The 25,194-nt window shown below is 59.9% G+C and carries 22 protein-coding genes and 2 tRNA genes; 13 read left to right on the top strand and 11 right to left on the bottom strand.

Annotated elements, in window-relative coordinates; all coding sequences use genetic code 11:
- Positions 1 to 7 precede the first annotated feature (7 nt).
- On the top strand, positions 8 to 253 hold the full coding sequence (gene nqrM, locus MLC59_RS04325; protein WP_248231205.1) for a (Na+)-NQR maturation NqrM: 246 nt from the start codon (positions 8 to 10) through the stop codon (positions 251 to 253).
- A gap of 103 nt (positions 254 to 356) precedes the next feature.
- Positions 357 to 1,751: a Si-specific NAD(P)(+) transhydrogenase gene (gene sthA / locus MLC59_RS04320; RefSeq protein ID WP_248231202.1), complete on the top strand. Its 1,395-nt coding sequence runs from the start codon at positions 357 to 359 to the stop codon at positions 1,749 to 1,751.
- 50 nt (positions 1,752 to 1,801) lie between these two features.
- On the opposite strand, the gene MLC59_RS04315 is transcribed toward sthA, so the two are convergent.
- The 5 genes from MLC59_RS04315 to dusA form a co-directional block, all read right to left on the bottom strand.
- Complete coding sequence (locus tag MLC59_RS04315) at positions 1,802 to 2,590, bottom strand: glycerophosphodiester phosphodiesterase (RefSeq protein WP_248231200.1); 789 nt, start codon at positions 2,588 to 2,590, stop codon at positions 1,802 to 1,804.
- Entirely contained in the window at positions 2,587 to 3,714 is a 1,128-nt protein-coding gene (locus tag MLC59_RS04310) for a 3-deoxy-7-phosphoheptulonate synthase (RefSeq protein ID WP_248231199.1), read from the bottom strand. Before MLC59_RS04310 ends, MLC59_RS04315 begins: the two co-directional genes overlap by 4 nt.
- A gap of 69 nt (positions 3,715 to 3,783) precedes the next feature.
- Positions 3,784 to 4,242, bottom strand: a complete 459-nt coding sequence (locus MLC59_RS04305) for a tellurite resistance TerB family protein (RefSeq protein ID WP_248231198.1) — start codon at positions 4,240 to 4,242, stop codon at positions 3,784 to 3,786.
- An 18-nt stretch (positions 4,243 to 4,260) separates the two neighbouring features.
- Positions 4,261 to 5,226, bottom strand: coding sequence for a transaldolase (gene tal, locus MLC59_RS04300; protein WP_248231196.1), 966 nt, complete (start codon positions 5,224 to 5,226; stop codon positions 4,261 to 4,263).
- Positions 5,227 to 5,412: 186 nt separating this feature from the next.
- The gene (gene dusA, locus MLC59_RS04295; protein ID WP_248231194.1) at positions 5,413 to 6,438 is read right to left on the bottom strand and encodes a tRNA dihydrouridine(20/20a) synthase DusA; all 1,026 of its coding nucleotides are present in this window, start codon (positions 6,436 to 6,438) and stop codon (positions 5,413 to 5,415) included.
- 151 nt (positions 6,439 to 6,589) lie between these two features.
- Here dusA and potA point away from each other — a divergent pair, with 151 nt between their 5' ends.
- The 5 genes from potA to MLC59_RS04270 all read left to right on the top strand — a co-directional run bounded on the left by potA (position 6,590) and on the right by MLC59_RS04270 (position 11,409).
- Complete coding sequence (gene potA, locus MLC59_RS04290) at positions 6,590 to 7,711, top strand: spermidine/putrescine ABC transporter ATP-binding protein PotA (protein WP_248231192.1); 1,122 nt, start codon at positions 6,590 to 6,592, stop codon at positions 7,709 to 7,711.
- The gene (potB, locus tag MLC59_RS04285; RefSeq protein ID WP_248231190.1) at positions 7,704 to 8,564 is read left to right on the top strand and encodes a spermidine/putrescine ABC transporter permease PotB; all 861 of its coding nucleotides are present in this window, start codon (positions 7,704 to 7,706) and stop codon (positions 8,562 to 8,564) included. Before potA ends, potB begins: the two co-directional genes overlap by 8 nt.
- Positions 8,561 to 9,331 carry a spermidine/putrescine ABC transporter permease PotC gene (gene potC, locus MLC59_RS04280; protein ID WP_248231189.1) on the top strand — a complete coding sequence of 257 codons (771 nt, stop codon included), beginning with the start codon at positions 8,561 to 8,563 and terminating at the stop codon, positions 9,329 to 9,331. The genes potB and potC overlap by 4 nt, the downstream gene beginning before the upstream one ends.
- On the top strand, positions 9,328 to 10,374 hold the full coding sequence (locus tag MLC59_RS04275) for an extracellular solute-binding protein (protein WP_248231188.1): 1,047 nt from the start codon (positions 9,328 to 9,330) through the stop codon (positions 10,372 to 10,374). Before potC ends, MLC59_RS04275 begins: the two co-directional genes overlap by 4 nt.
- A 111-nt stretch (positions 10,375 to 10,485) precedes the next feature.
- Positions 10,486 to 11,409, top strand: a complete 924-nt coding sequence (locus MLC59_RS04270) for an AEC family transporter (RefSeq protein WP_248231187.1) — start codon at positions 10,486 to 10,488, stop codon at positions 11,407 to 11,409.
- Here the strand turns inward: MLC59_RS04270 and MLC59_RS04265 are convergent.
- Positions 11,380 to 12,372: a zinc ABC transporter substrate-binding protein gene (locus tag MLC59_RS04265; protein ID WP_248231186.1), complete on the bottom strand. Its 993-nt coding sequence runs from the start codon at positions 12,370 to 12,372 to the stop codon at positions 11,380 to 11,382. The genes MLC59_RS04270 and MLC59_RS04265 overlap by 30 nt on opposite strands.
- 173 nt (positions 12,373 to 12,545) lie before the next feature.
- On the opposite strand from MLC59_RS04265, the gene gltX reads away from it, so the two are divergent.
- The 3 genes from gltX to MLC59_RS04250 all read left to right on the top strand — a co-directional run bounded on the left by gltX (position 12,546) and on the right by MLC59_RS04250 (position 14,304).
- Positions 12,546 to 14,033 carry a glutamate--tRNA ligase gene (gene gltX / locus MLC59_RS04260; RefSeq protein ID WP_248231185.1) on the top strand — a complete coding sequence of 496 codons (1,488 nt, stop codon included), beginning with the start codon at positions 12,546 to 12,548 and terminating at the stop codon, positions 14,031 to 14,033.
- A gap of 112 nt (positions 14,034 to 14,145) precedes the next feature.
- Positions 14,146 to 14,221, top strand: a tRNA-Ala gene (locus tag MLC59_RS04255).
- A 7-nt stretch (positions 14,222 to 14,228) separates the two neighbouring features.
- A tRNA-Glu gene (locus tag MLC59_RS04250) sits at positions 14,229 to 14,304 on the top strand.
- Between the two features lie 666 nt (positions 14,305 to 14,970).
- Here the strand turns inward: MLC59_RS04250 and MLC59_RS04245 are convergent.
- The 3 genes from MLC59_RS04245 to MLC59_RS04235 form a co-directional block, all read right to left on the bottom strand.
- Positions 14,971 to 15,819 (bottom strand): 6-pyruvoyl trahydropterin synthase family protein, encoded by an 849-nt coding sequence (locus tag MLC59_RS04245; protein ID WP_248231180.1) that lies wholly within the window; start codon positions 15,817 to 15,819, stop codon positions 14,971 to 14,973.
- 137 nt (positions 15,820 to 15,956) lie between these two features.
- Positions 15,957 to 16,970 (bottom strand): response regulator, encoded by a 1,014-nt coding sequence (locus MLC59_RS04240; protein ID WP_248231178.1) that lies wholly within the window; start codon positions 16,968 to 16,970, stop codon positions 15,957 to 15,959.
- A gap of 109 nt (positions 16,971 to 17,079) precedes the next feature.
- Positions 17,080 to 17,559: a hypothetical protein gene (locus tag MLC59_RS04235; protein WP_248231176.1), complete on the bottom strand. Its 480-nt coding sequence runs from the start codon at positions 17,557 to 17,559 to the stop codon at positions 17,080 to 17,082.
- A gap of 243 nt (positions 17,560 to 17,802) precedes the next feature.
- Here MLC59_RS04235 and MLC59_RS04230 point away from each other — a divergent pair, with 243 nt between their 5' ends.
- Positions 17,803 to 20,727 carry an insulinase family protein gene (locus MLC59_RS04230; RefSeq protein WP_248231174.1) on the top strand — a complete coding sequence of 975 codons (2,925 nt, stop codon included), beginning with the start codon at positions 17,803 to 17,805 and terminating at the stop codon, positions 20,725 to 20,727.
- Between the two features lie 116 nt (positions 20,728 to 20,843).
- Here MLC59_RS04230 and ppsR read toward each other — a convergent pair whose 3' ends face one another.
- On the bottom strand, positions 20,844 to 21,659 hold the full coding sequence (gene ppsR, locus MLC59_RS04225) for a posphoenolpyruvate synthetase regulatory kinase/phosphorylase PpsR (protein ID WP_248231173.1): 816 nt from the start codon (positions 21,657 to 21,659) through the stop codon (positions 20,844 to 20,846).
- A gap of 192 nt (positions 21,660 to 21,851) precedes the next feature.
- Between ppsR and ppsA the strand changes: the two genes are divergently transcribed.
- The gene (gene ppsA / locus MLC59_RS04220) at positions 21,852 to 24,224 is read left to right on the top strand and encodes a phosphoenolpyruvate synthase (protein WP_248231169.1); all 2,373 of its coding nucleotides are present in this window, start codon (positions 21,852 to 21,854) and stop codon (positions 24,222 to 24,224) included.
- A gap of 39 nt (positions 24,225 to 24,263) precedes the next feature.
- Complete coding sequence (rraA, locus tag MLC59_RS04215; protein WP_248231167.1) at positions 24,264 to 24,740, top strand: ribonuclease E activity regulator RraA; 477 nt, start codon at positions 24,264 to 24,266, stop codon at positions 24,738 to 24,740.
- 53 nt (positions 24,741 to 24,793) lie between these two features.
- Here rraA and MLC59_RS04210 read toward each other — a convergent pair whose 3' ends face one another.
- Entirely contained in the window at positions 24,794 to 25,099 is a 306-nt protein-coding gene (locus tag MLC59_RS04210) for a PilZ domain-containing protein (protein ID WP_248231165.1), read from the bottom strand.
- Between the last annotated feature and the right edge of the window lie 95 nt (positions 25,100 to 25,194).

The raw sequence follows: 25,194 nt of genomic DNA, 5'->3' as shown, positions 1-25,194 counted from the left end.
GTAAGACATGGGCACCTTTTTACTGGCACTGTTGGTTGTTGGTTTGCTGATGGTCGCCATGTCGGTTGGCGTTATCTTTGGTCGCAAGCCCATCACCGGCACCTGCGGTGGGTTGGGTGCGGCTGGTATCACCGGACCGTGTGAGATCTGTGGTGGTGATACCAGCAAATGTGAGAACAGCGAAGAAGAAGGCCAGGTAAACAGCAACCTGGCCTATGACGCGGCCGACGCCGGCAAGCGCAGCGGTTCCTGATACCGAGCTGGCATAACAAGTTGATTCCTGCCCCCGGTGGTCTCCTGACTGCCGGCGGGTTGTATTTTTTTTAACAACCACGCGATAAGGAGTGATCGTCCTGATGGCTGAACATCATTATGACGTCGTGGTGATTGGCGCAGGCCCCGCCGGTGAAGGTGCGGCCATGAATGCCACCAAGCATGGCAAGCGCGTTGCAATCATTGAAGACAAGCCCGCGGTGGGGGGCAACTGTACCCACTGGGGCACCATTCCCTCGAAGGCCCTCAGGCACTCCGTCAAGCAGATCATTACGTTTAATACCAACCAGATGTTCCGGGATATCGGTGAGCCACGCTGGTTCTCCTTCCCCCGGGTACTGCAGAATGCCCAGAAGGTGATCGACAAGCAGGTCAAGCTGCGCACGCAGTTCTATTCCCGCAACCGGGTCGATCTGATCAACGGCCGGGCCTTCTTCCTGGACAAGAACCGGCTTGAGGTGCGTGGTGCCAGGACCGCCGAGGTGCTCAACTTCAAGCAGGCCATCATTGCCACCGGCTCGCGCCCGTATATGCCGCCGGATGTAAATTTCCGCCATCGGCGCATCTATAACAGCGACACCATACTGAACCTGTCCCACACGCCGCGCACACTGATTATCTACGGTGCCGGGGTGATCGGCTCGGAGTATGCCTCTATCTTCGCGGGGCTCGGCGTCAAGGTGGACCTGATCAACCCGGGCAGCCGGTTGCTGTCGTTCCTGGATGACGAGATTTCCGATGCCCTGAGTTACCACCTGCGGAACACCGGCGTGCTGGTTCGTCATAACGAGGAGTACGAGTCCGTGGATGGCGATGACCATGGTGTGGTGCTATCGCTGAAGTCCGGCAAGAAGATCCGTGCCGACGCCTTCCTGTGGTGTAATGGCCGGGCTGGTAACACCGACAACCTGGGGCTGGAAAACCTGGAGCTTGAGCCCAACAGCCGGGGCCAGCTGCAGGTGGATGAGCACTACCGTACCGCCGTGCCCAATATCTACGCTGCCGGGGATGTGATTGGCTGGCCAAGCCTCGCCAGTGCCGCCTATGACCAGGGGCGGTCCGCCTCTTCGGATGTGGTGCAGGATGACTACTTCCGGTTTGTCTCCGATGTGCCGACGGGTATCTACACGATTCCGGAAATCAGTTCAGTGGGCCCCACAGAGCGGGAGCTGACCGAGAAGAAAGTGCCCTATGACGTGGGCCAGGCGTTCTTCAAGGACCTCGCACGGGCGCAGATCACCGGCGAGAAGGTGGGTATGCTGAAGATCCTGTTCCACCGGGAGACCCGTGAAATCCTGGGCATTCACTGCTTTGGTGACCAGGCAGCCGAGATCGTCCATATCGGTCAGGCCATCATGAACCAGGAAGGGGAGGCCAACTCCCTGAACTATTTCATCAACACCACGTTCAACTACCCGACCATGGCGGAAGCCTACCGGGTGGCTGCCCTGAACGGCCTCAACCGGATTTTCGAGTAGTCCGGAGCTCACCGGCCTGGTCTGTCATTGCCTTGCCTGGCAACTGACAGTCAGGCCGTTGTCCCTTCATTTTTCCGGTCTCCACCGACTTTTTCCGTCGGCCGGGGTAGCCTCGTCGCCTGGTTGTCGAAGTATATGCGGGTGCTGGTGGGAAAGTCCGTGATGATGCTGTCTACCCCCAGATCCTGCATTGCCAGCATGTCGTGGATGCGATTCACCGTCCAGACCGAGACCTGCATATCCTGGCGGTGGGCCTGGCTGACCATCTCGGACGAGCAGATTCGCCAGCTCGGAACCAGGTAGCTGCACCCAAGGCGTCGGGCTGTGATGACCGGCCTGGGAAAGCGCCGGCCTGCCACATACCCGGTGTGAATCTTCCGGTTCCGGCGTTTGATCTCCTGCAGAAACCAGCCATCGGATGAGGTAACCACCACGGTTTCAAACAGCTTTCGGTGTTGAATAAGCTCCGTCAGCCGGTTGCACAGGACGTTGAGCCGGTTGCGCGCATCCGGCTTGACCTCCAGCTGGTAGTGGGCGACCTCGGGGCAGGCATCCATAATCTGCTCCAGGGCGGGTATCCCCACGGGATCCGGCCAGGGCGTTGTGTTTCGGCGGGCATCCAGGCGGGACAGCTCGGCGGCACTGTGATTGGCCACCTTGCCGCTTTTGCCGGTCGTCCTTTCCAGGCTCAGGTCATGGATAACGACGGGGATGCCGTCGGACGATAGTTGCACGTCCAGTTCAAAGTGCCGGATTCCGTGGCGATAGGCAGTGGTGAAGCCGGCCAGTGTATTTTCCGGGGCTTCGCCCCGGGCACCGCGATGACCATAGACGATCATTTTGCCCTGACTTCTCCTGTGTTCCGGTATAGCTCCTGGCGTTTCTTCCAGAGTTGGTGGCATTGGCTGACATCTTCAAGGTAGGCGGGCAGTTCGTCCATCAATAGTGCCTGGGGGCCATCCACCAGGGCTTTTTCCGGACGGGGATGGAAGTCCACCAGTACCATGTTGGCGCCGGCTACCACCCCCTGGGCGGTAGCGTGCATGACATCCGGGATGCCATCAGGTGCCTTGTCACGGCTGCCTACCGAGTGGGACGGGTCGATACACACCGGCATACGGGTCAGGCGTTTCACGGTAGGCACATGGGCAAAGTCCACCATGTTGCGGTGGGGCTGGCCGGCGTCGCTTTTCATGCCGCGCAGACAGAACACCACATTGGCATTGCCTTCGCTGGCCAGGTACTCCGCCGCGTTGAGGGACTCGTTCAGGGTGATACCGAAGCCCCGTTTCAGCAGCACCGGGTAGGTCTTCTGGCGACCGATGGCCTTGAGCAGTTCGAAGTTCTGGGTGTTGCGGGTGCCCACCTGCAGCATGACCCCGGTGGGGCGCCCCAGCTTTTCCAGGCACTCGTCGATTTCCTCGATGTGGCTCTCATGGGTGATCTCCATGGCCACCACCCGGATATCATGCTTGCCGGCGGTCTCGAATACCCAGGGCAGGCAGCTCTTGCCGTGACCCTGGAAGGAATAGGGGTTGGTACGGGGCTTGTAAGCGCCCATACGGGTGCAGTGCTGCCCTTGTTCCTTCAGGGCCCGCATCATGATTTCCACGTGTTCCTGCGTATCCACGGCACACAGGCCGGCGAACACGTTCAGGTTGTTCTGGTTGAACTCCACCCCGTTATAGGTAAATCCTGACTGGCGCTGGTCGTCCCGGTGCCGCCCCAGAATCCGGTAGTCGTCAGAGATCCGGATAACCCGTTCGACTGCGGGCAGGGCTTCGATTTCGTCCTTGTCGAGGCTCTTGGTGTCGCCGAGCAGGTAGATTTCGGTGAGGCGCTGAGTGGCCCCCTTTACTTCATGGACCTTGATCGCCACACCGGGTAGCTGTTCCAGGAAGCTCATGGTCTGGCGATAGCTGTCGCTGTCCAGCGGCGTGTCCGGGTGCAGTATGGCGAGCATGGTGGTTCTCCTGAGACTAGGTGACCCGGGCGAGTATCGGCCCGGGGAGCTGGGAATTGTGGGCGCCGGTCAGGCCGGTTCGTCACTGGCCTGGTGGCGGGCCTGCACGTATTCCCGATGATTAAGGTGCAGCAGATCGGCTATTCGCCGAATCAGGTGTTCTTCGTACTTGTCGATACGACCGTCCGCCAGGGCCACGCGCCAGATGCTTTCAAGGACCCGCTGCTTGGCGTCCTGGCTCAGCTGTTCATTGAGGCTGCCGGTAAACTCGTAGAGAGAGGTAGAGTCATCAGCATGGTTCAGGGCGTCTTCAAGGATTTCGCGGGCCTCTTCCGGAGTTACCTGGTGCACTTTGACGGCACAGTCGACGATGGTTTCCAGCTCACGCTCATCCTCATGGCTGTCAATGCGGGCCAGCTGCACCATCAGCGCGGTGGCTGCCACCGCCAGCTGGTGATGGTCCGGGTCTGGCGATGCGCCCGTTTCACCGGTATCGGGAAACAGCAATTGACGCAGTTGGTTGATCATCAGGCTATTGTCCTCCGGTCAGGCCGCCCGGGCGAGTTGGCTGACCCTTTGTTCCAGTTCGACCTGGTCGGCGGCGAAGCGACGGATGCCATCGGCCAGTTTCTCGGTCGCCATGGCATCTTCGTTGGACTCCCAGCGGAACAGGCGCTCGTCAATGTCGACCGGCCGGTCCGCACTGCGGGCGTTATCCGGTGACAGGCGGCGGGGCAGTTCCCCGGCATCTTCCTTGAGGGCCTGCAACAGGGCAGGGCTGATGGTCAGCCGGTCACAGCCCGCCAGTTGCTCGATCTCCCCGACATTGCGGAAGCTGGCTCCCATGACCACGGTGTCGTAGCTATTGGCCTTGTAATAGTTGTAGATCCGGCTGACTGAAAGCACGCCCGGATCTTCTTCCGGCTGGAAGGCATCCCGGTTGCTGTGGGCCAGGTGCCAGTCGAGGATGCGACCCACAAACGGTGAGATCAGGTAGGCGCCGGCATCGGCACAGGCCGCCGCCTGGATAAAGGAGAACAGCAGAGTCAGGTTGCAGTGGATACCTTCCCTTTCCAGTTGTTCCGCCGCGCGGATCCCTTCCCAGGTTGAAGCGATCTTGATCAGCACCCGGCTGGTGTCCACGCCCTGGCTGTCATACAGCTCAACCAGGCGGCGGGCCTTGTCGATGGTGGCACCGGTGTCAAAGGAAAGGCGCGCGTCCACTTCGGTGGACACCACACCGGGAATCAGCTCCAGGATCTGTTTGCCGGCCAGCACCGCAAGGGTATCCGTGGCCCAGCCCAGTTGTTCCTGGTCGGAGCCACCCTGGCGGGATGCGAACGCGACCGCCTGGTCGAGCATGGGACGGTAGGCGTCGGAACCGGCGGCCTTGAGCAGCAGTGACGGATTAGTGGTGGCGTCCTGGGGGCGCCACTCGGCAATGGCCTCCAGGTCACCGGTGTCGGCAACCACGGTGGTCATGGCTTTGAGTTGTTCAAGTTTGCTGGTCATGGGTAATGTTCCTTGTGTCCCTGTTGTTTGCAGGCATGCTTCCGGATGCGTCAAAGCGTATGTGGCCTTCGGCAAGGCTGGTAAAAGACCGGAGGCTACCTGAAGGTCGTCAGTATATCGCTACGATAACCGGCTGGCGGGGCTGGAACAAGACAGCAAGGGCTTACCGGGCCGTCATGGTGAACGCTATGCCGGGTCTGGCTGGGGCAGAGGTTCCCTAACCTTCGCCAGTGCATCCAGCACCACCTCGATACCACTACCCGGACGGTGGGCGTTCTCGCTGATATGCCGACGGAACTGGCGTCCTCCGGGCTGGCCATGGAACAGACCCATAATATGGCGGGTGATGTGCGTCAGGTAGACGCCCCGTTCCAGCTCGGCCTCGATAAACGGCAGCATGGCCTGCAGTGCGTCATGGCGGCTGGTCACCGGTGGTGACTCACCAAACAGCTCCGGATCAACGCCAGCCAGCAGCCAGGGGTTATGGTAGGCCTCCCGGCCGAGCATGACGCCGTCGGTGTGCTCAAGGTGATGGTGGCACTCATCGAAGGTCTTGATACCGCCGTTGATGATGATTTCCAGCTCCGGGTACCGGGCCTTCAGGTCATACACCCATGGGTACTTGAGCGGCGGGATGTCCCGGTTCTCCTTGGGGCTCAGTCCTTCAAGCATCGCAATACGTGCGTGGACGATAAAGGTCCGGCACCCTGCGGCCGCCACGGTCTCGATAAAGTGGCAAAGGTCTTCCCAGGACTCTCTCCCGTCAATACCAATCCGGTGTTTGACGGTTACCGGCAGGGAGGTGGCGGCGATCATCGAGCGGACACCCTCCGCGACCCTGTCGGGGTGTCCCATCAGGCAGGCACCGATCATGTTGTTCTGCACCCGGTCGCTGGGACAGCCCACGTTCAGGTTGACCTCACTGAAGCCATAGTCCTCCGCAAGGGCGGCGCACCGGGCCAGCTCGCCCGGATTGCTGCCGCCCAGCTGCAGGGCGAGCGGGTATTCGGCCGGGTCATGCTGCAGGAAGCGGGCGGTGTCGCCGTGGATCAGGGCGCCGGTGGTGACCATTTCGGTGTACAGCAATGCCCGCCGGCTAAGGATACGGGCCAGGTAGCGGTAGTGGCGCGTGGTCCAGTCCATCATGGGTGCCACGCAGAATCGACGGGACAGCGGAGCAGACGGATTTGGGAGTGTCTCTGACATAGACATGAGTGTGGCCCGGTTGAGCAGTGAATCTGGCCGGCATTGTACCTGAACCTGCTATCGGCGATGTAGCAGAAACCCGTTAAAATCCGGCGTGGGCTTTGCCCGCGAGCCCATTTTCTGAAAAAATAGCCCGCTCATTTCAGGGGCGCCGTTGATGACGCAGAAGACGCTGCTTTCACTTCGAAATCTGGGCAAACAGTTCTCCGGCAAGACGGTGCTGGATTCCCTTGACCTGGATATTGCGGATGGCGAGTTCATTACCCTGTTGGGGCCTTCCGGCTGCGGCAAGACCACCCTGTTGCGGTTGCTGGCGGGTTTCGAGATACCCGACAGTGGCACCATTGAGCTCAACGGCGCCGATATTACGGCCCTGCCGCCGGAGCAGCGGCCCCTGAATACGGTTTTCCAGCACTACGCGCTTTTCCCCCATATGACCGTGTTCGACAACGTCGCCTACGGTCTGAAAATGGAAAAACGACCCAAGGACGAAATCCACCAACGGGTCGAGGAAGCCCTTGCCATGGTGCAGTTGGGGGAGTTTGCGCGACGCAAGCCGCACCAGTTGTCGGGCGGCCAGCAACAGCGGGTTGCCATCGCCCGGGCGGTGGTCAAGCGCCCGAAACTGTTACTGCTGGATGAGCCCCTCTCGGCGCTGGACTACAAGCTGCGCCGGACCATGCAGATCGAACTCAAACGCCTGCAACGGGAACTGGGCATTACCTTTGTCTTCGTCACCCATGACCAGGAAGAAGCGCTGTCCATGTCAGACCGGGTGGTGGTACTGCAATCGGGCAAGGTGCAGCAGAAGGGCACGCCGCGGGAGATCTACGAACGCCCGGCCAACCTTTTCACTGCCCGCTTTGTGGGAGAAACCAATCTTTTCCCGGGTGTCCTGGAACAGGTGGATGAACAGCGCATAACGGTGAATGTCTCCGGCTACCGGCGCACCATGAGGCGACCAGGGTTCCCGGTGTCTGAGGGCGAGGGTGTTCATGTATTGCTGCGGCCCGAGGATATCCGGGTGCTGGAGCCGGATGCAGACCACGGTTTTGCCGGCAAGGTCGTGGAGCGGAACTATAAAGGCAGTACCCTGGACTCGGTGATTCATCTGGAAGATGGCACCGAGGTGCTGGCCAGCGAATTCTTTGATGAGGACGACCCCGCCTTTGACTACCGCCTGGGCGAGCCGGTTCGGGTAAGTTGGGTGGAAGGCTGGGAGTGGCTCCTCCCCCTTGAAAACGGCGGCGTCCCGGAGGACCAGGCGGCGAATGCTTAGGGGGCTGCGGCAACCCTTCCGGACCGGTGTGCTGCTACTGGTGTGGACATGGCTGCTGGCCCTGGTGCTGGCGCCAAACCTGCTGGTAATCGGCGCCAGTTTCCTCACCCGGGACCCGGGCACCTTCCTGTCACTTCCGGTGACCCTGGAAAACTACCGCAACCTGCTGGATCCGTTGTACCTGGAGGTGTTTCTTCACTCCCTGTACATGGCCTCGATCACCACCCTTGTGTGCCTGCTCATTGGCTATCCGTTTGCCTGGGCCCTGTCCCGTGTGGCGAAGGACCGTCAGCTGTTGTTGATTTTCCTGCTGATCGTGCCGTTCTGGACCAACTCACTGGTGCGCACCTACGCCCTTAAGCTGTTGATGGCGACCAATGGCCTGATCAACACCGGGTTGATGGAGCTGGGCCTGATTGATGGACCCCTGCGCATGCTGTATACCGAAGGGGCGGTTATTGTCGGGCTGGTCTACTTGCTGTTGCCCTTTATGATCCTGCCGTTGTACTCGGTGTTTGATGACCTGAGACGGGAGTTGCTGATGGCTTCCCACGATCTGGGGGCAGGGCGTTTCCGCACCTTTATCCATGTGGTGATACCGTTGACCCTGCCGGGCGTGCTGGCGGGCGTCATGCTGGTGCTGCTGCCAGCCATGGGGCTGTTCTTTGTGCCGGATATCCTGGGCGGTTCCCGCAACCTGCTGGTGGGTAACGTCATCAAGAACCAGTTCCTCGATGCCCGCAACTGGCCGTTTGGTGCCGCCGCCGCCATCATGCTGACCCTGGCCATGGCGCTGCTGCTGTTTACCCATCGTCTCAGCCAGCGCCGCCTGGGTGAGGAAGGTGACGTATGACTCGCTGGCTGCCGAGGGCCTACCTGGCCCTGGTGTACCTGGCCCTGTACATTCCCATTGCCGTGCTGGTGGTGTTTTCGTTTAACGACGGGCGCACCGGCTACCGCTGGGGTGGCTTTACCTGGCGTTGGTATGAAGCCCTGTTTACCAACGACGCCATGATGCAGGCGCTGTGGAACTCCCTGTGGCTGGCGGTTTCTGCCGCCACCCTGTCTACGCTGATCGGGGCGCTGACCGCACTGGCACTGCACCGCTACCGCTTCCGGGGCAAAAAGGCCCTCAAGGGGATGCTGTTCGTGGTCATGATGTCCCCGGAGATCGTGCTGGCCATCTCCCTGCTGTCCCTGTTCCTGTTGGTGGGTGTGCAGCTGGGCTACTTCTCCCTGCTGCTTGCCCACGTGACCTTCTGTCTGCCGTTCGTGGTGATTACCGTTATGGCCCGGCTCAGTGGCTTTGATGAAAGCCTGCCGGAAGCGGCCCGGGACCTGGGGGCGTCGGATTTCACCATGACCCGCACGGTACTGTTGCCGGTGATCATGCCGGCACTGCTGGCCGGCTGGCTGCTCGGTTTTACCCTGAGCCTGGACGATGTGGTGGTGAGCACCTTTGTCAGTGGCCCCGGTTATGAAATCCTGCCGCTGCGCATCTACTCTATGGTGCGTGTGGGCCTGAAACCCGAGGTGAATGCACTGGGCTCCCTGTTACTGGTGTTTTCGCTGCTGATGCTTGTGTTATCCCAATGGATTCTGATGAGGAGTAAACGATGAAGAAACTTGCCATTGCCGGTCTGGCAGCGGTTTCCCTGGCGGGTTGCAGCGGCCAGGAGGAAGAGGCGCAGGTACTGAACCTGTACAACTGGTCAGAGTACATGCCCCAGGAAGTGCTGGACCGGTTCGAGGAAGAAACAGGCATTGAGGTGGTCTACACCACCTACGACAGTAACGAAGCCATGTATGCGCGTCTCAAGTTGCTGGACGACAGCAGTCAGTACGATCTTGCCGTGCCGTCCACCTATTACGTCAACAAGATGCGCAAGGAAGGCCTGCTGACAGAAATCGATCACAACCAGATCGAAGGCTTCGATAACCTGGACCCGGAGCTGGTCGACCAGAGCTTCGACAAGGACAACGCCTACTCCGTACCCTACCTGTGGGGCACCACCGGCCTGGCCATCGACAGTGACGCGGTGGAAGAGGGCGACGTAACCGGCTGGGCCGACCTGTGGGACGAGCAGTATGAAGGCCAGGTGATGCTGACGAACGATATGCGGGAAGTGTTCCATATCGGCCTGCGCGTACTGGGTTACTCCGGTAACAGCACCGATCCGGAGGAAATCGGGGAAGCCTATCAGAAGCTCACCGAACTGATGCCGTCGGTACGTACCTTCAATTCCGACGCCCCCCGCATGCCCTATCTCGAAGGCGAGACCGATATCGGCATGATCTGGAACGGCGAAGCCTTTATGGGCAAGGAAGACATGCCGTCCCTGGAATACATTTACCCGGAGGAGGGCGTCATTGTGTGGCTCGACAGTTTCGTGATCCCCAAGAATGCCGCCAATCCGGAAGCTGCACACAAGTTCATCAGCTTCGTATTGCAGCCGGAGATCTCCGCGCTGATCAGCGAGGACATCGGCTACGCCACACCAAACCTGGCCGCCCGTGACCTGCTGCCGGAGGAAGTGGCCAGCAATCGCACCAGCTATCCCACGGCGGAGGATATGGAAAACGCCGAGTTCCAGGAAGACGTGGGTGATGAGGCCATGCAGGTCTACAACCGCTACTGGGAGCAGCTGAAGACCAGCCGCTAAGCCCGGTGTAATTCAAGGGCGGTTTAGACCGCCCGTCCTGCAGGCTCCCCGGGCAGACCCCGGGGAGCGATAATGGTAGTATCCTCAGCTTTTCAGCCTTGAGGGACAGATATGTCAGTTGTGGTTCAGGCCCTGATGCCGGTGTTCGTGCTGATAGTGATCGGGCACCTGTTCCGGCGCTGGCAGTTCCCTGGCGAGGGTTTCTGGATCCAGGCTGAACGCTTTACCTACTATGCCCTGTTCCCGGCCATGCTGGTCTACAAGCTTGGCCAGGCGCGCCTGCCGGCATCCGCCTACGGCGACATACTGCTGCTGACCGTGGCCATGCTGGTGGCCATGACGCTGATCTTTGTATTGATCCAGCTGGTCTGGCGCTGGCCGGGGCCGGTCTATTCGTCGGTGTTCCAGGGCGGCATCCGCTTCAATTCCTATGTTGGCCTGGCGGCTGCTGGCATGCTGCTGGGGGACGAGGGGATCTCACTGATCGCGGTGGCCGTGGCGGTGAAGGTACCTCTGCTGAACCTGCTGTGCATACTGATGTTCTCGGTGACCTGTCGGCAGGGGAAGCTGCGCCTGGCGCCAGTGATCAGGGCCATCGTCACCAATCCGCTGATTATCGGATCGGTGATCGGTGTGATCTGGAGTTTCTTCCGTATCGGCTTCCATCCGGTGGTGGCCGGCATCCTGGCACCGCTGAGTGACCTGGCATTGCCCATGGGGCTGATGTGTGTGGGCGCCGGGCTGCAACTGAAAGCGCTGCGCAATGCCTCGGCACCTTTTTTGGTGTCATCCTTCGCCAAGCTGGTGATCTTCCCGGTACTCACCCTGGGCCTGGCCATGCTGCTGGGTATGAGCGGTACCCTGGTGCAGGTGGCCATCCTGCTGGCGGCACTGCCCACCGCCACCTCATCCTACATCCTGGCTCGCCAATTGGGGGGCGACGCCCCGCTGATGGCCGCTATCATCAGCGGGCAGACCCTGTTGGGCATGGTTACCCTGCCGCTGTTACTCGGCGTTCTCTGGCAGGCAGCGTAGAACGGCATCCGCAAGGCTCTGCTGGAATTCCAGGTAACCTGTGGCGGTAGGCTCGATATCACCGGCCAGGGGATCCCAGGTGCTGACCGGTATATCGGCGTCGGTCATCAACGACTCCCACCATTGCCGGTTGAACTGGGGTTCCGTCAGCAGGCAGGGCTGGTCTGCCTGCTGCAATCGTTCCTGTACCTCTGCCAGGTGGCGGGCACCCGGGCTGCGCTCGGGGCTGAGGGTCAGTACGCCGGCTATTGTCAGCCCGTAGTGCTCCGCGAAGCGACGGAAGGCACCGTGGTAGGTGAACAGGTCCAGGTCCTTCGCTGGCTGTAACTGCTGGCGAATAGATGCCTCGCGGTCTTTCAGCGAGGCTTCGAACGTCGCCAGGTTCTCATCGATCTCTTTAGCATCGATACCTTCAAGCTGTTCGATGCTATGGGCAATCTTTCCTGCCATGTCCAGCCCGAGGGCCGGATCCAGCCAGATATGGGGGTCTCCGCCGTCACCGTGGTCGTGACCATGGGCATGAGCGTCGGCGCTGTCATGCTCCGGCCCGTGTTCCGCTTCAGCGTGGCTATCGTGATCGTCCTCGTGGTGGTACCCGTGGTCGTCATCGCCGGGTGCGTCGGCGCCCGGGGCCAGGGCTACACTCCGGTCGCGAAAATCCGGTCCCGTCAGCAGGCGCTCAAGGAAGTTCTCCATGCCCGGTCCCACCCAGAAAATCCGGTCAGCGGCGGCCAGTTGGCGGCGCTCGGAGGGGCGCAGCTGGTAGGTATGCGGGCTGGCACCGGCGGGCACCAGCGTGGAAACCGTCACCTGATCACCGGCCACAGCCCTCACCAGGAGTTCGATCGGGGCGAGGGAGGCTACTATGTTCGGCTTTTCGTCCGTGGCGTGGGCGGTTACGGCTCCAAGGGCCAGGGCTGCTGTAAGACCGGCTATCGGTAGAAAATTGGTGATCTGCTTCATGATGGAGACTTGCTCTGCTCGTCTTAAAGAGAATGTTATAATATTACATTATTGGTGGTGAGGGAAGTGTCGGGTTGGTCTGAGTGGACAACCGTACCTGCATTCATGGGATTTCCGGCGCGGCTCGGTATAATGGCGGCTTTTCCTCCACTCACTGCGTCAGGCTGGATCCTTTGATGACTGTACGTACCCGAATTGCTCCGTCACCCACCGGCGACCCCCATGTGGGCACAGCGTTTGTCGCCCTGTTCAACCTCTGCTTTGCTCGCCAGCACGGTGGCCAGTTTATCCTCCGTATCGAGGACACCGACCAGGCCCGCAGCACCGCCGAGTCGGAACAGGATATTCTCCGGGCATTGCGCTGGCTCGGGCTGGAGTGGGATGAAGGCCCCGACGTGGGCGGCCCGCACGGCCCCTATCGCCAGTCCGAGCGCAAGGATTCGTATCGCCAGTACGCCATGGAACTGGTGGAGAAGGGCCATGCGTTCTACTGCTTCCGTACCCCGGAAGAGCTCGACGCCATCCGCGAGGAGCGCAAGGCCCGGGGTGAAAACCCGGGCATCAAGGGTGACCTGGAACTGCCGGCGGACGAAGTGCAGCGTCGCCTGGACGCGGGTGAGCCCTATGTGATCCGTATGAAGGTGCCGGACGAGGGCGTCTGCAAGGTCGACGATATGCTCCGCGGCGTGATCGAGATTGACTGGTCCCAGGTGGACTGCCAGATCCTGCTCAAGTCCGACGGCATGCCCACCTATCACCTGGCCAATGTGGTGGATGATCATCTGATGGGCATCACCCATGTTCTGCGTGGCGAGGAGTGGATCAACTCTGCACCCAAGCACCAGTTGCTGTATGAATACTTTGGCTGGGACATGCCGGTGCTGTGCCACCTGCCGCTGCTGCGTAATCCGGACAAGAGCAAGCTGTCCAAGCGCAAGAATCCCACCTCGATCAACTTCTATGAGCGCATGGGCTTTCTGCCGGAGGCGGTGACCAACTACCTGGGCCGCATGGGCTGGTCCATGCCGGACGAGCGGGAGAAGTTCACCCTGGACGAGATGATCGAGCACTTCGACATCAACCGGGTATCCCTAGGTGGCCCGGTGTTCGATGTGGAGAAGCTGCGCTGGCTGAATGGCTTGTGGCTGCGTGAAGACGTCTCGGATGAGCAGTTTGTCGCGCGACTTCGTGAGTGGTGGTTCAACGAAGATTCCCTGCGGGCGCTGGTGCCCCATGTGAAGGGCAGGGCGGAGGTCTTCTCGGATGTGGCGCCCATGGCTTCTTTCATGTTCTCAGGCATGCTGGAGCTGACGGCGGACGACTTTGCCCACAACAAACTGGACGAAGGCCAGGTGAAGCGGGTGTTGCAGTTTGCCCTGTGGAAGCTGGAGGCCCAGCGTCACTGGAGCAAGGAGAATATCTTCGGGGACATCAAGGGCCTGGCGAAAGCCATGGACCTGAAGATGGGCGATTTTATGTTCTCTATCTTCGTTGCCATTGCCGGTACGCCCAATTCCTGGTCGGTTATGGACTCCATGGCGCTGCTGGGTCCGGACATGACCCGTGCCCGTTTGCGTCATGCGCTGAATGTTCTGGGTGGTTTTTCCAAGAAGGAAACCAAGCGAGTGGAGAAGGAGTACGCTACATTGATCGCAGAATAAGCGATCTGGTGGTGTTTTGATCGGTCTGGACAGGGATGTTCAGAAAACTGAAAAAAATGCGTTTTAAGTGTTGACGCCCCCGGGGCGGATCCTTAATATACGCAGCCGTTGAGGGGCCATAGCTCAGCTGGGAGAGCGCAACACTGGCAGTGTTGAGGTCAGCGGTTCGATCCCGCTTGGCTCCACCAATTTCTAGTCCCCTTCGTCTAGTGGCCTAGGACTCCGCCCTTTCACGGCGGCAACAGGGGTTCGAACCCCCTAGGGGACGCCAATTTGGTAACACGGTTTAGTCCACCGGGTTATCAGCAAAAAAACCGCCTTCGGGCGGTTTTTTTGTGTCTGATTTTTGAGGCTCGGTTTGCTCGGTTTTCCAACTGTACGGTTGGAATGGTTGGCCTGGTGGCGGGGACCGGGGCCGGTGATATCTTTCAGGACACGCCCCGTGAATCCATCCCTGGAGGGCTCCGTCGCGCCATCCCTGGCGCTCCAGGGTCCTGAAAGATGTCCCCAACCCCACTCCCTATGAACTGCTCTGATATCGCCGACCATGTTTGGTGGCGACTGAACATCGTGGAACTGTGGGGCATAGCACCGTTCCTGAAGCTAGACATAAACAGCCTATACGTTGCCCGTTTCGGCACTACGCAGAGTGCTAGAAGTAGTTGTGTTGTTTTATCGTAGAGATATCGGAAAGGTTTGCAGGAGCTGGGGTGGGAAGACTTTTCAGGACCCTGGAGCGCCAGGGATGGCGCGACGGAGTTCTATGACCGCGAAGGATGGCGGAAATGCCGATTTTGCAGGAGCAAAAATCGGCCAGGGACGTACTCGCGGGGCGTGTCCAGAAAAGTCTTACCGCCTCAGCTCCGCCACCCGAATCTAGCAGGCTGCTAATCCAAATCAGCAGGCCGCCTACGCAGTAAGATCAGCTACCACCAGCTTAGCGAACAGCAATCGCGCCCTTACCAACCCCCTCGAAAGCCCGAACACGAACCTCATCACCGGGGTGTGAAGCCTTGATCTGGTCCGCTAGGTAAGCTGCAATCAACTCAACAGTGGTATCGGTTTCCAGGAACCACACCCGCTGGCGGGGCAAGGTCAGCCGGAATTCACCCTGCTCTGCGTCGTAATGGAAACTCACATACTCGGTGCCATCCCCGTCCGTCCAGCTCTGGCTCAGGTCTTCGCGGGTACCGATGTAGATATCCTGCCACTCCCGTGCCCAATGCTTCTCCAGATCTGTGTCCCGGCGTCCGTTGACATCAATGCGGATCGGCGACCGGTGGCCGTGGGCAATGCGCTGGCAGTTGCCAAGGTGCTTCTTGAGGCCATGGACGTAATGGTAATAGGCGCCCTCGATCAGCTCCTCCCGCAGGGAGACCTCCACATCGGTCACGTTCGCTGGCAGAACTGCTTTAAGCTCCTGCTCCAGTAACCGCGCTACCGCAGAGGGGACAACCTCGGAGTGGTCCAGGTAGACCACCGATTGTTCTGGCCCCTCGTGGCGGATCTGGCTGCGGTCTGCCAGGGTCCAGGTGAGATGCCCGGGGCTGTCGCCCCGTACAAGGCAGCTTGCGCCGGCCGGTACCACCAGCCGGTGATCTACCCGTTCGTCGATTACCCGTTTGATGGTGCGCTTCACGTTGCCGAAGTCGAACACCATGCCCTGCTCATCCAGTTCGCCGCCCAGTACGATGTCGGCAATCCAGCTTTCGCCGACCAGGCCACGGTGGTGGTCCAGGTAGGCAAAGTCGATAACGGTGAGGTTGTCGATAAACAGGTGATTCATGAAAACATCCGGCAGGAGGACTGAGACCGTGGGTTGAGAACAGGTCGCATTCTACCAAAGTTCCGTGCCGGTGGGTGAGCCCTGGTGGCTCCTTTTGGGGTAGCAAAACCCGAAGCTTCCGTGCTTTTTCGCCGGGTTCAGGGTGTCAGCAGTCCATTGGCCCAGGCCAGGCTGATACCTGCCACAACCAGGCTTCCAAGCAGTATGCCGAGGTAGGTGTTACGGGTGGATTTCCGGCGCCTGTTGGCGGCCAGTTCGTCCAGGTGGCGGGCCACCTGTTCGGCGTGCTGGCGGGAGGATTCTGCGGCCTCTTGCAGGGTGTCCGCCTGCAGTGATTTCCAGAATTCCTGGTCTTGTTCCCGTTGCCGGTCCAGCTCTTCTTGAAGATAGCGGTCCCTGTCTGCCAGGAGTGTCGCGATGGTTTTAACGGTGGCCCGCTGGTGCTGGCTGAGCAGCTTCTTCAACAACTCGTCCACTTCCCGGGTTACTGTTCTTGCGACGGCTTCCTGGTGAACGTCCAGGATAGCTTCCAGCGCTGCAAGCTTTTCATTGATGAGGGAAGTATTAAGGCTGTTGTGCTGGTCCATGCCCTGGCGAAGGTAGCCTGCCTGCTCGTCGAACAGGTGGGTCAGGCGCTCGTGGAGCTGTTCGCTGATCTGCGACTTGACCTCCGCCCGGGCGGCCATGGCGATCTGGTCTTCTGTCAGCAATGGAATGTCGGGATCGTTTGCCGGCGGCACCTGGCTCTCCTCGCTGACCGTAACGGGCCGGGCTTCGGGCATGGCACGCAGTTTGTCGAGTACTCGCGCAATTCCGTCCTGCTCCGGCGGTTTCGGCAGTATGACGTCCACACCCATGGCATGGGCGGTTTCCTCGAATTCAGCGGACTTGCCCGAGGTGCACATCACGATGGGGATGTGGGCAGTGGCCGGGTTGTTACGGATGGCGCGGGCGGCTTCGACGCCAGTCATTCCCGGCATCAGGTGGTCGATAAAGATCACGTCCGGCTGGTCGCTGTTGCTCAGCAGGTCCAGGGCTTCCTCGGCGGAGCCTGCGGTACTGACCTCCATGTTGCTGCCCCTGAGCAGCTTGCTGAGTGTGAAGCGGGCGACTTTGGAGTCGTCGACCAACAAGGCGTTTTTAATGTCCATCCGGGTTTTCTCCCCAGTACTCAGTCCGTAGTCTGAGGAAGAGTGTACCGCGGCACAGATACAAAAGTTTACAGAGCGGCAGGGTTATTGTTGCTGAATCAAACCCCGTTCACACTTCGTCCGGAGGTACCAGTCCCTGACTCTGGGACCAGGCCCGCATGTGGATGTCGGCTTCTTTCTGGAAGGGTGAGTGGAACGGGTTGATTACCACGTCGAACAGGAAGAAGAACAGCCCGACGGATCCCCAGCCGGCAAGCAGCATGCTGATGGTCCTGGCCTGGACTTCAGGATTTGACGAAACGAAGGCCTCCAGGTGCGGCAATATGGACTGAACCATGACTACGGGGTTGAACTCGGCCATGACCAGGGGTACCCAGAAGGCCAGGATGACCGGGAAAAAGCCGAATGACCAGGCACTCCGAAGCACCAGGTAGCTGGCAAGTTTGCGCAGGTAGCGCTGGCGCAGGCCAGGGTTACGGCGAGCGCGGGCGAGGTAACGGCGCCGTTCGTTGTGATAGGCGCTGGCATCCGGTACCGGTGGGCTGGACAGGTAGCGGCCGGGCTCGCTTGGCGTGTCGGTCGTGATCATGGTTTACCTCGATATTCGACTGGTCCGGGCGAATATCACGAGAAAGGCGCGGTTGCCTGAGGTATATCCGTGACATTCGTTCCGGGGTCGGGGTTTCAAAACCTCGACCTCGTCACCATCATAGGGGAATTATTATCGGGGAAGATCGTTCCCGGTCACAACTGACGGCAATCCGTCTGACAATATGGGTCAGAGGATACCGTGATAAGCTACACAAAACCATTTCCCAGACAGGACGAGTGCATGAGCGTAACCAGTGAGTCCAGTGTACACCCGGCCTTCGAGCGGGTTCGCAGTCATCCCATCGCGGCCCTGAACCTGACCATGGAGGAGTATGTTCACCGCAAGACCGGTGCGCGTCACCTGCACATGGCGGCGGACAATGACGAGAACGTGTTCTTCGTGGCCCTGCGTACCTTCCCCATGGACTCCACCGGTGTTGCCCATATCCTGGAACACACGGCGCTGTGTGGCAGCGAGCGGTACCCGGTGCGGGATCCTTTTTTCATGATGATCCGGCGTTCGCTCAATACCTTCATGAACGCCTTTACCAGCAGTGACTGGACGGCTTATCCCTTTGCCAGCAAGAACCGCAAGGATTTTGACAACCTGCTCTCGGTTTACCTGGACTCGGTGTTCTTTTCCAAGCTGGATCCGTTGGACTTTGCCCAGGAAGGGCACCGGCTGGAATTCGAGACACCGGATGACCCCTCCACGCCGCTGGTCTACCGGGGTGTGGTCTACAACGAAATGAAGGGCGCCATGAGTGCGCCTACGTCCCAGCTGTGGCAAAACCTGTCCAGTCACCTGTTCCCCACGACCACATATCATTATAACAGTGGCGGTGAGCCGGATCATATCGTGGACCTGAGCTACGGCGATCTCGTCGCCTTCTATCGTCACCATTATCATCCCAGCAATGCCATTTTCTGTACCTATGGCGACATTCCGGCCAGAGAGCACCATGAGCGCTTTGAGGAGCTGGCCCTGTCACGGTTCGACGCCCTGGAAGTGGACCTCCCCGTGCGGGATGAAAAGCGGCTGTTTTCGGCGCTGAGGGTAGAGCAGGGCTATGCGGTCAGTGCCGGGGAGCCCGTGGAACGCAAGACCCATATGGTGATGGGCTGGCTGCTGGGTCACAGCTTTGACCTGCAGCAGAACCTGGAAGCCCAGCTGGTGGCCAGTGTACTGCTGGAGAACAGCGCGTCCCCCCTGCTGCACGCGCTGGAAACCACGGACATAGCGGCGGCCCCGTCGCCCATGTGTGGCCTGGAGGACTCCAACCGGGAAATGACCTTTGTCTGCGGGGTGGAAGGCTCCGAGCCGGAGCGTCGGGAAGACCTGGAGGCCCTGGTTGAGGGCGTGCTGGAGAAAGTGGCGAAGGAAGGCGTACCCCTGGAACGCCTGGAAGCCATTCTTCACCAGCTGGAACTGCATCAGCGGGAAATCGCCGGTGACAGTTTCCCCTATGGCTTGCAGCTGATCATGACCGCGATTTCTCCCATGGTTCATGGCGGCGATCCTGTCGAGCTGCTGGACCTGGAGCCGGTACTGGAAACCATGCGGGAGCGGATCAGTGATCCCGACTATGTGCCGGGTCTGATCCGTCGCCTGCTGATCGACAACCCCCACCGGGTAACGTTGACCCTGCGCCCTGACGACCAGCTGGAAAATCGCCGCCAGGAGGCGGTGCGCCAGGCCCTGGAGGCGCGCAAGGCCCGGCTGTCGGATGAAGAAAAACAGCACATCGTGACCCGCGCCCAGGCCCTGGAAGCCCGTCAGCTGCAAAAGGACGACGACTCCATACTGCCCAAGGTGGACCTGTCCGATGTGCCCCTGAAGATCCATGTCCCGGAGGGGCGTAACCTGGAGGCTTTCCCGGCAGCGCTGTATGCCCAGGGTACCAATGGCCTGGTCTACGAACAGGCTATCTTCCAGTTGCCGGCACTGTCCCGGGACGAGCTGCTTCTGCTGCCCCTGTACACCACCATCTTGACCGAAGTCGGTTGTGGTGAGCTGGACTACCTGCAGATGCAGGACCGGATTTCCGCGTGCAGTGGCGGAATCGGGGCCAGCATTTCGGCCCGGGGCACTGTGGATGACGTGCAAAGCCTGAACGGTTATCTGATCCTCAGCGGCAAGGCACTCGCTCGCAACCGCAAGGCGCTCTCTGAGCTGTTGCGGGATGTCTATGACAATGCCCGCTTCGATGAAAAGGGGCGTATCCGGGAGCTGGTAGCCCAGATCCGTGCCCGTCGTGAACAGGCGGCGACCGGCAGCGGTCACGGCCTTGCCATGGGGGCTGCGTCCCAGGGGCATAGCCCCGGCGCGTGGCTGTCATTCCGTCTCGCTGGCCTGGCCGGAATCAAGGGCACCAAGGCACTGGACGACACCCTGGACGACAGCGCAGCCCTGGACAAGCTGTGTGACGACCTGGCCAACCTGCATCAGAAGTTCCGCAGCCAGAAGCGGCAATTCCTGCTGGTGGCTGAAAGCGAGCACCTCGATGCCATGGCCGAGGGTGTGACCGGCCTGTGGCCCGAGGCACCGGAAGTCAGTGGTGAGCAATGGCACATGGATCCGGTCAGCTACGATACCCACGAGGCCTGGCTCACCTCGACCCAGGTCAACTTCTGTGCTCGCTCCTATCCCACCGTGGCGCCGGACCATCCGGATGCGGCGGCACTGACCGTGCTGGGTGGCTTCCTGCGCAACGGCTTCCTGCACCGGGCTATTCGTGAAAAGGGTGGCGCCTATGGCGGTGGTGCCGGGCAGGATAACGTCAACGGTACCTTCCGGTTCTTCTCCTACCGGGATCCACGCCTGGGCGAAACCCTGGACGATTTCGATGCGTCGCTGAAATGGCTGGGGGAAGAGGCCCACGACCCGCAGTCCCTTGAAGAAGCCGTTCTGGGCGTGGTTGGTCAGCTCGACAAGCCCCGTTCACCTGCCGGCGAAGCCCGCCACGCGTTCCACAGCCGGCTGTTTGGCCGGACGCCAGAGCAGCAGGCCCGGTTCCGTGAGCGTTTGCTGGCCGTCACGGTAGCGGATCTGCAGCGGGTAGCCCGGGACTGGCTGCGGCCCGAGAAGGCCAGTACCGCTGTTATTACCAGCCACGATAACCGTGGGCTTGTAGAAGGCCTGGGGCTGGAAATCCGGGAGCTTTAACCAGGGTGCGCCTCACCTGAGGCGTCACAGCGAGCAAAGGAACAAAAAAGGGGCGGCGTGAACAATCACGCCGCCCCTTTTTCGTGCTGCCTCGCCCGGCTTGGAGCCCGGCGCTGTCAGCGTAGTCGCTTGAGACCGGTGGATACCATGATGCGGGTGGAGATTTCTTCCACTGAATAAGCCGTGGTGTTCATGAACGGAATCCGCTCACGTCGGTACATGGTTTCGATTTCCTCGATCTCATGCATGCATTGCTTTATAGAAGCGTAGCGGGAGTTGGGGCGGCGCTCGTTTCGGATCACCGCCAGGCGGTCCGGGTCGATGGTGAGGCCGAAGATTTTATCCCGGTGAGGCCGCAGCACTTCCGGCAATTGCTGATCATCCAGGTCATCCTCGGTGATCGGGTAGTTGGCTGCCTTTACCCCGTATTGCAGGGCCAGGTACAGGCAGGTGGGCGTCTTGCCGGAACGGGATGCGCCCACCAGTATCAGGTCGGCTTCGTCGTAATGTCGGGTGCGGGCGCCGTCGTCGTTGTCCAGGGCAAAGTTGACGGCATGGATCCGCTTTTCGTAGCTGCCCTCGTTGTTGATCGAGTGGGACTTGCCGACGGTGTATGACGACGAAGCCTGCAGTTCTTGCTCCAGGGGATCGAGGAAGGTACCGAAGATATCAATCATGAAGCCTTCAGCCTCACTGATGATCGCCCGGATGTCCTTTTTCACGATGGTGTCGAAGACCAGTGGCCGCACGCCATCTTGCCTTGCAGCGGTGTTGATGCGCTCCACCAGGTCTTCCGCCCGCTCCTGGTCGTCGACGTAGGGGACCGTTACCCGCTCGAACTGGATTTTCTCGAACTGGGCCAGCAAACTGTTGCCGAGTGCCTCGGCGGTAAGGCCGGTGCCGTCGGAGATGAAGAAGACTGTGCGTTTCATGAGCAGAGGTTCCCTAGGTAATCTTCACAGGTTACAGTATGATACACGCCAAATTCGATAGTCGGGAGCAACCTTACCATTCCCCGGGCCCATTGAGGCAGCCCTGTCTGCCGCGCCGGCCCGATTATTTACAGGGAATGAAGGCTCCTCTATTCTTTGCAGTTTGCTCGACTGAACCAAGGGAGACGCGCTTTGGAAGATTATATTATCTGGTTTGAGAACCTGGGCATGTCAGATGTTGAGCGGGTAGGGGGCAAGAACGCCTCCCTCGGTGAAATGATCAGCAATCTGGCCAATGCCGGCGTGTCTGTACCAGGTGGTTTTGCGACCACGGCCCATGCCTACCGGGAGTTCCTAGCCAAGGACGGGTTGCGGGATCGCATTGACGAAGCGCTGGACGCCCTTGATATCAATGATGTTAACGAGCTGGCCCGCGTCGGCGCGGATATTCGCCAGTGGGTGCTGGAACAGCCGTTCCCCGCAGACCTGGAGAAACACCTGGAGCAGTCGTTTATCAAGCTCCAGGACGGCAACCGTAACCTGGCCGTGGCTGTGCGCTCCTCGGCCACAGCCGAAGACCTGCCCGACGCATCCTTCGCCGGCCAGCAGGAAACCTTCCTGAATGTGGTGGGGTTCGAGCAGGTGAAGAAGTCGGTCAAGGAGGTGTTCGCCTCCCTGTTCAATGACCGCGCCATTTCTTACCGGGTCCACCATGGCTTCGACCACAAACTGGTAGCCCTGTCAGCGGGCATCCAGAAGATGGTTCGCAGTGAAACGGCCGCCAGTGGGGTAATGTTCACCCTGGATACCGAGTCCGGATTCCGTGACGTGGTGTTTGTGACCGCCTCCTACGGCCTCGGTGAAACCGTGGTTCAGGGTGCCGTAAACCCGGATGAGTTCTACGTACACAAGCCGACACTGGACGCAGGCCGGCCGGCGGTATTGCGCCGGAACCTCGGCAGCAAGGCCATCAAGATGGTCTACTCAGCTGACAAGGACTCCGACCACTTCGTCGATACGGTGAAGGTGGAGCAGGATGACCGTAACCGGTTCTCTATCACCGACGCCGAGGTGACCGAACTGGCCAAGCAGGCCATGATCATCGAAAAGCACTACGATCGTCCCATGGACATTGAGTGGGCGAAGGATGGCGACCATGGTCGCATCTACATCGTCCAGGCCCGTCCGGAAACGGTGAAGAGCCGGGCTTCTGCCAATGTCATGGAACGCTACCTGCTGAAGGAGCAGGGCAAGGTGATCGTTGAAGGTCGCAGCATCGGTCACAAGATCGGCAGTGGGGCCGTGCGCGTTGTGGACAGCATCAAGGATATGGACAAGGTCCAGCCGGGTGATGTGTTGGTCACCGATATGACCGACCCTGACTGGGAGCCGGTGATGAAGCGTGCTGCCGCCATCGTGACCGACCGGGGCGGGCGTACCTGTCACGCAGCAATCATTGCCCGTGAGCTGGGTATCCCGGCTGTCGTTGGTTGCGGCGATGCCACCGAGGTACTCAGGGATGGCCAGGAGGTTACCGTGTCCTGCGCCGAGGGTGACACCGGCCTGATCTACGAAGGCAGCCTGGATTTTGAGTTGCGGGAAAATACCGTTGAGTCCATGCCGGCCATTCCGTTCAAGATCATGATGAACGTCGGTAACCCGGACCGGGCCTTCGATTTTCAGTCCCTTCCCAATGAGGGTGTGGGGCTGGCGCGGCTGGAGTTCATCATTAACCGCATGATCGGCGTGCACCCCAAGGCCCTGTTGAATTACGACAGCCTGCCCCGGGATATCCGCCAGACCGTTGAGAAACGTTTCTCGGGCTATACGTCGCCGGTAGATTTTTATGTAGACAAGCTGGTTGAGGGTATTTCCACCCTGGCGGCGGCCTTCCATCCCAAAAAGGTCATTGTGCGCCTGTCAGACTTCAAGTCGAATGAATACGCCAACCTGATCGGCGGCACCCTGTACGAGCCGGACGAAGAGAACCCGATGCTCGGTTTCCGTGGCGCTTCCCGCTACATATCGGACACCTTCCGTGACTGCTTTGAGCTGGAGTGTCGCGCCCTCAAGAAAGTCCGCGACGAGATGGGCTTCACCAATGTGGAAATCATGGTGCCATTTGTGCGCACTGTCGGCGAGGCAAGCCAGGTCGTGGACCTGCTCGCAGAGAACGGTCTGAAGCGCGGCGAAAACGACCTGCGCCTGATCATGATGTGCGAATTGCCTGCTAACGCATTGCTGGCTGACCAGTTCCTGGAGCACTTCGACGGATTCTCCATCGGTTCCAACGACCTGACCCAGCTGACCCTGGGCCTGGACCGGGATTCCGGAATTATTGCCCATCTGTTTGATGAGCGGAATGAGGCGGTCAAGGCACTGTTATCCAATGCCATCCAGGCTTGTAAGCGTGCTGACAAGTATATCGGCATCTGTGGCCAGGGTCCGTCGGATCACCCGGATCTCGCCAAGTGGCTGATGGATGAGGGCATCGATACCGTATCCCTGAACCCGGACTCTGTGCTGGATACCTGGTTCTTCCTGGCTGACGAAACCATTGACTGATACCGGCCACACCGGGCCGGCGAAAAGGAGGCAGACAACGTGGACATCGTAACTCCCGATATTTGCGACGATCATCCCGAAGTTCAGGTAGTGGAGCCCGGGTTCCGTAACTTTGGTGGCGTCGACGCCTTTGGCGGCGAGGTTGTCACGGTGAAGTGCTTTGAAGACAACTCCATCGTCAAGGAGCAGGTGGGCAAGCCGGGGAACGGCTGTGTCATGGTTGTTGATGGTGGCGGCTCGAAGCGGGCTGCCCTGTTGGGCGACATGCTGGCGGAGAAAGCGGCGGAAAACGGCTGGGCCGGTCTGATCATTTACGGCTGCATCCGCGACGTAGATGTTATCGGCAAAACCGATCTGGGTGTCCAGGCACTGGGGACCCATCCCCGCAAGACCGAAAAGAAGGGTATCGGCGACCTGAACGTGCCAGTCACCTTTGGTGGGGTAACGTTCCGCCCTGGTCAGTACATCTATGCAGACAATAACGGCATCGTGGTGTCAGAGAAGAAGCTTGGCTGAACCCTGCTACCGTTAGAAAAAAGCCCCGGCGGTTTTCCGCCGGGGCTTTTTTGTCAGTGCCTGACCTTTTCGATGGCGACGCCCAGCAGGAACACATCACCGCTAGGCTCCGAGCGTAAAACCCTTACCTCGGTCTCGAAAGGCGGGAAATCATCGCTGCTGGCCGGTAACACGGTGTGGAGCAGTGTCCCCTCCGGAACACACTCTGCCACCTGCAGCTGCATGCCAGTGCCGCTGAGGTCTCGACAGATTCCGCTGTAGGACCGGCCGTCACCGTCGGTAATCTGGATTTCAGAATTTACCTGCATCCGGTGAAAGTCCCGCTTTTCCGAGTAACTCCTCATAGTCATCATCGACATGAATACCTTTCCCTTTTTGGGCCTTCACCAAATCGAGTGGGTAGATTAGCCTTGTCCTCATGAAAGATACACAGCTCTACAGCCAGATTCTGGGC

Origin of the sequence: Marinobacter bryozoorum, from assembly GCF_023156245.1 — a bacterium.
GTDB lineage: Bacteria > Pseudomonadota > Gammaproteobacteria > Pseudomonadales > Oleiphilaceae > Marinobacter > Marinobacter bryozoorum.
This window is presented reverse-complemented; position numbering and strand designations above follow the sequence as displayed.

Bases quoted from the DNA above. Each gene is read 5' to 3' on its own strand.
- potC (WP_248231189.1), top strand. From the start codon at position 8,561: ATGACTCGCTGGCTGCCGAGGGCCTACCTGGCCCTGGTGTACCTGGCC.
- MLC59_RS04210 (WP_248231165.1), bottom strand. From the start codon at position 25,099: ATGTCGATGATGACTATGAGGAGTTACTCGGAAAAGCGGGACTTTCAC.
- MLC59_RS04230 (WP_248231174.1), top strand. From the start codon at position 17,803: ATGAGCGTAACCAGTGAGTCCAGTGTACACCCGGCCTTCGAGCGGGTT.
- MLC59_RS04240 (WP_248231178.1), bottom strand. From the start codon at position 16,970: ATGGACATTAAAAACGCCTTGTTGGTCGACGACTCCAAAGTCGCCCGC.
- MLC59_RS04265 (WP_248231186.1), bottom strand. From the start codon at position 12,372: ATGAAGCAGATCACCAATTTTCTACCGATAGCCGGTCTTACAGCAGCC.
- MLC59_RS04245 (WP_248231180.1), bottom strand. From the start codon at position 15,819: ATGAATCACCTGTTTATCGACAACCTCACCGTTATCGACTTTGCCTAC.
- MLC59_RS04305 (WP_248231198.1), bottom strand. From the start codon at position 4,242: ATGATCAACCAACTGCGTCAATTGCTGTTTCCCGATACCGGTGAAACG.
- tal (WP_248231196.1), bottom strand. From the start codon at position 5,226: ATGACCAGCAAACTTGAACAACTCAAAGCCATGACCACCGTGGTTGCC.
- MLC59_RS04235 (WP_248231176.1), bottom strand. From the start codon at position 17,559: ATGATCACGACCGACACGCCAAGCGAGCCCGGCCGCTACCTGTCCAGC.
- potA (WP_248231192.1), top strand. From the start codon at position 6,590: ATGACGCAGAAGACGCTGCTTTCACTTCGAAATCTGGGCAAACAGTTC.
- sthA (WP_248231202.1), top strand. From the start codon at position 357: ATGGCTGAACATCATTATGACGTCGTGGTGATTGGCGCAGGCCCCGCC.
- ppsR (WP_248231173.1), bottom strand. From the start codon at position 21,659: ATGAAACGCACAGTCTTCTTCATCTCCGACGGCACCGGCCTTACCGCC.
- nqrM (WP_248231205.1), top strand. From the start codon at position 8: ATGGGCACCTTTTTACTGGCACTGTTGGTTGTTGGTTTGCTGATGGTC.
- MLC59_RS04315 (WP_248231200.1), bottom strand. From the start codon at position 2,590: ATGATCGTCTATGGTCATCGCGGTGCCCGGGGCGAAGCCCCGGAAAAT.
- MLC59_RS04310 (WP_248231199.1), bottom strand. From the start codon at position 3,714: ATGCTCGCCATACTGCACCCGGACACGCCGCTGGACAGCGACAGCTAT.
- MLC59_RS04270 (WP_248231187.1), top strand. From the start codon at position 10,486: ATGTCAGTTGTGGTTCAGGCCCTGATGCCGGTGTTCGTGCTGATAGTG.
- potB (WP_248231190.1), top strand. From the start codon at position 7,704: ATGCTTAGGGGGCTGCGGCAACCCTTCCGGACCGGTGTGCTGCTACTG.
- dusA (WP_248231194.1), bottom strand. From the start codon at position 6,438: ATGTCTATGTCAGAGACACTCCCAAATCCGTCTGCTCCGCTGTCCCGT.
- MLC59_RS04275 (WP_248231188.1), top strand. From the start codon at position 9,328: ATGAAGAAACTTGCCATTGCCGGTCTGGCAGCGGTTTCCCTGGCGGGT.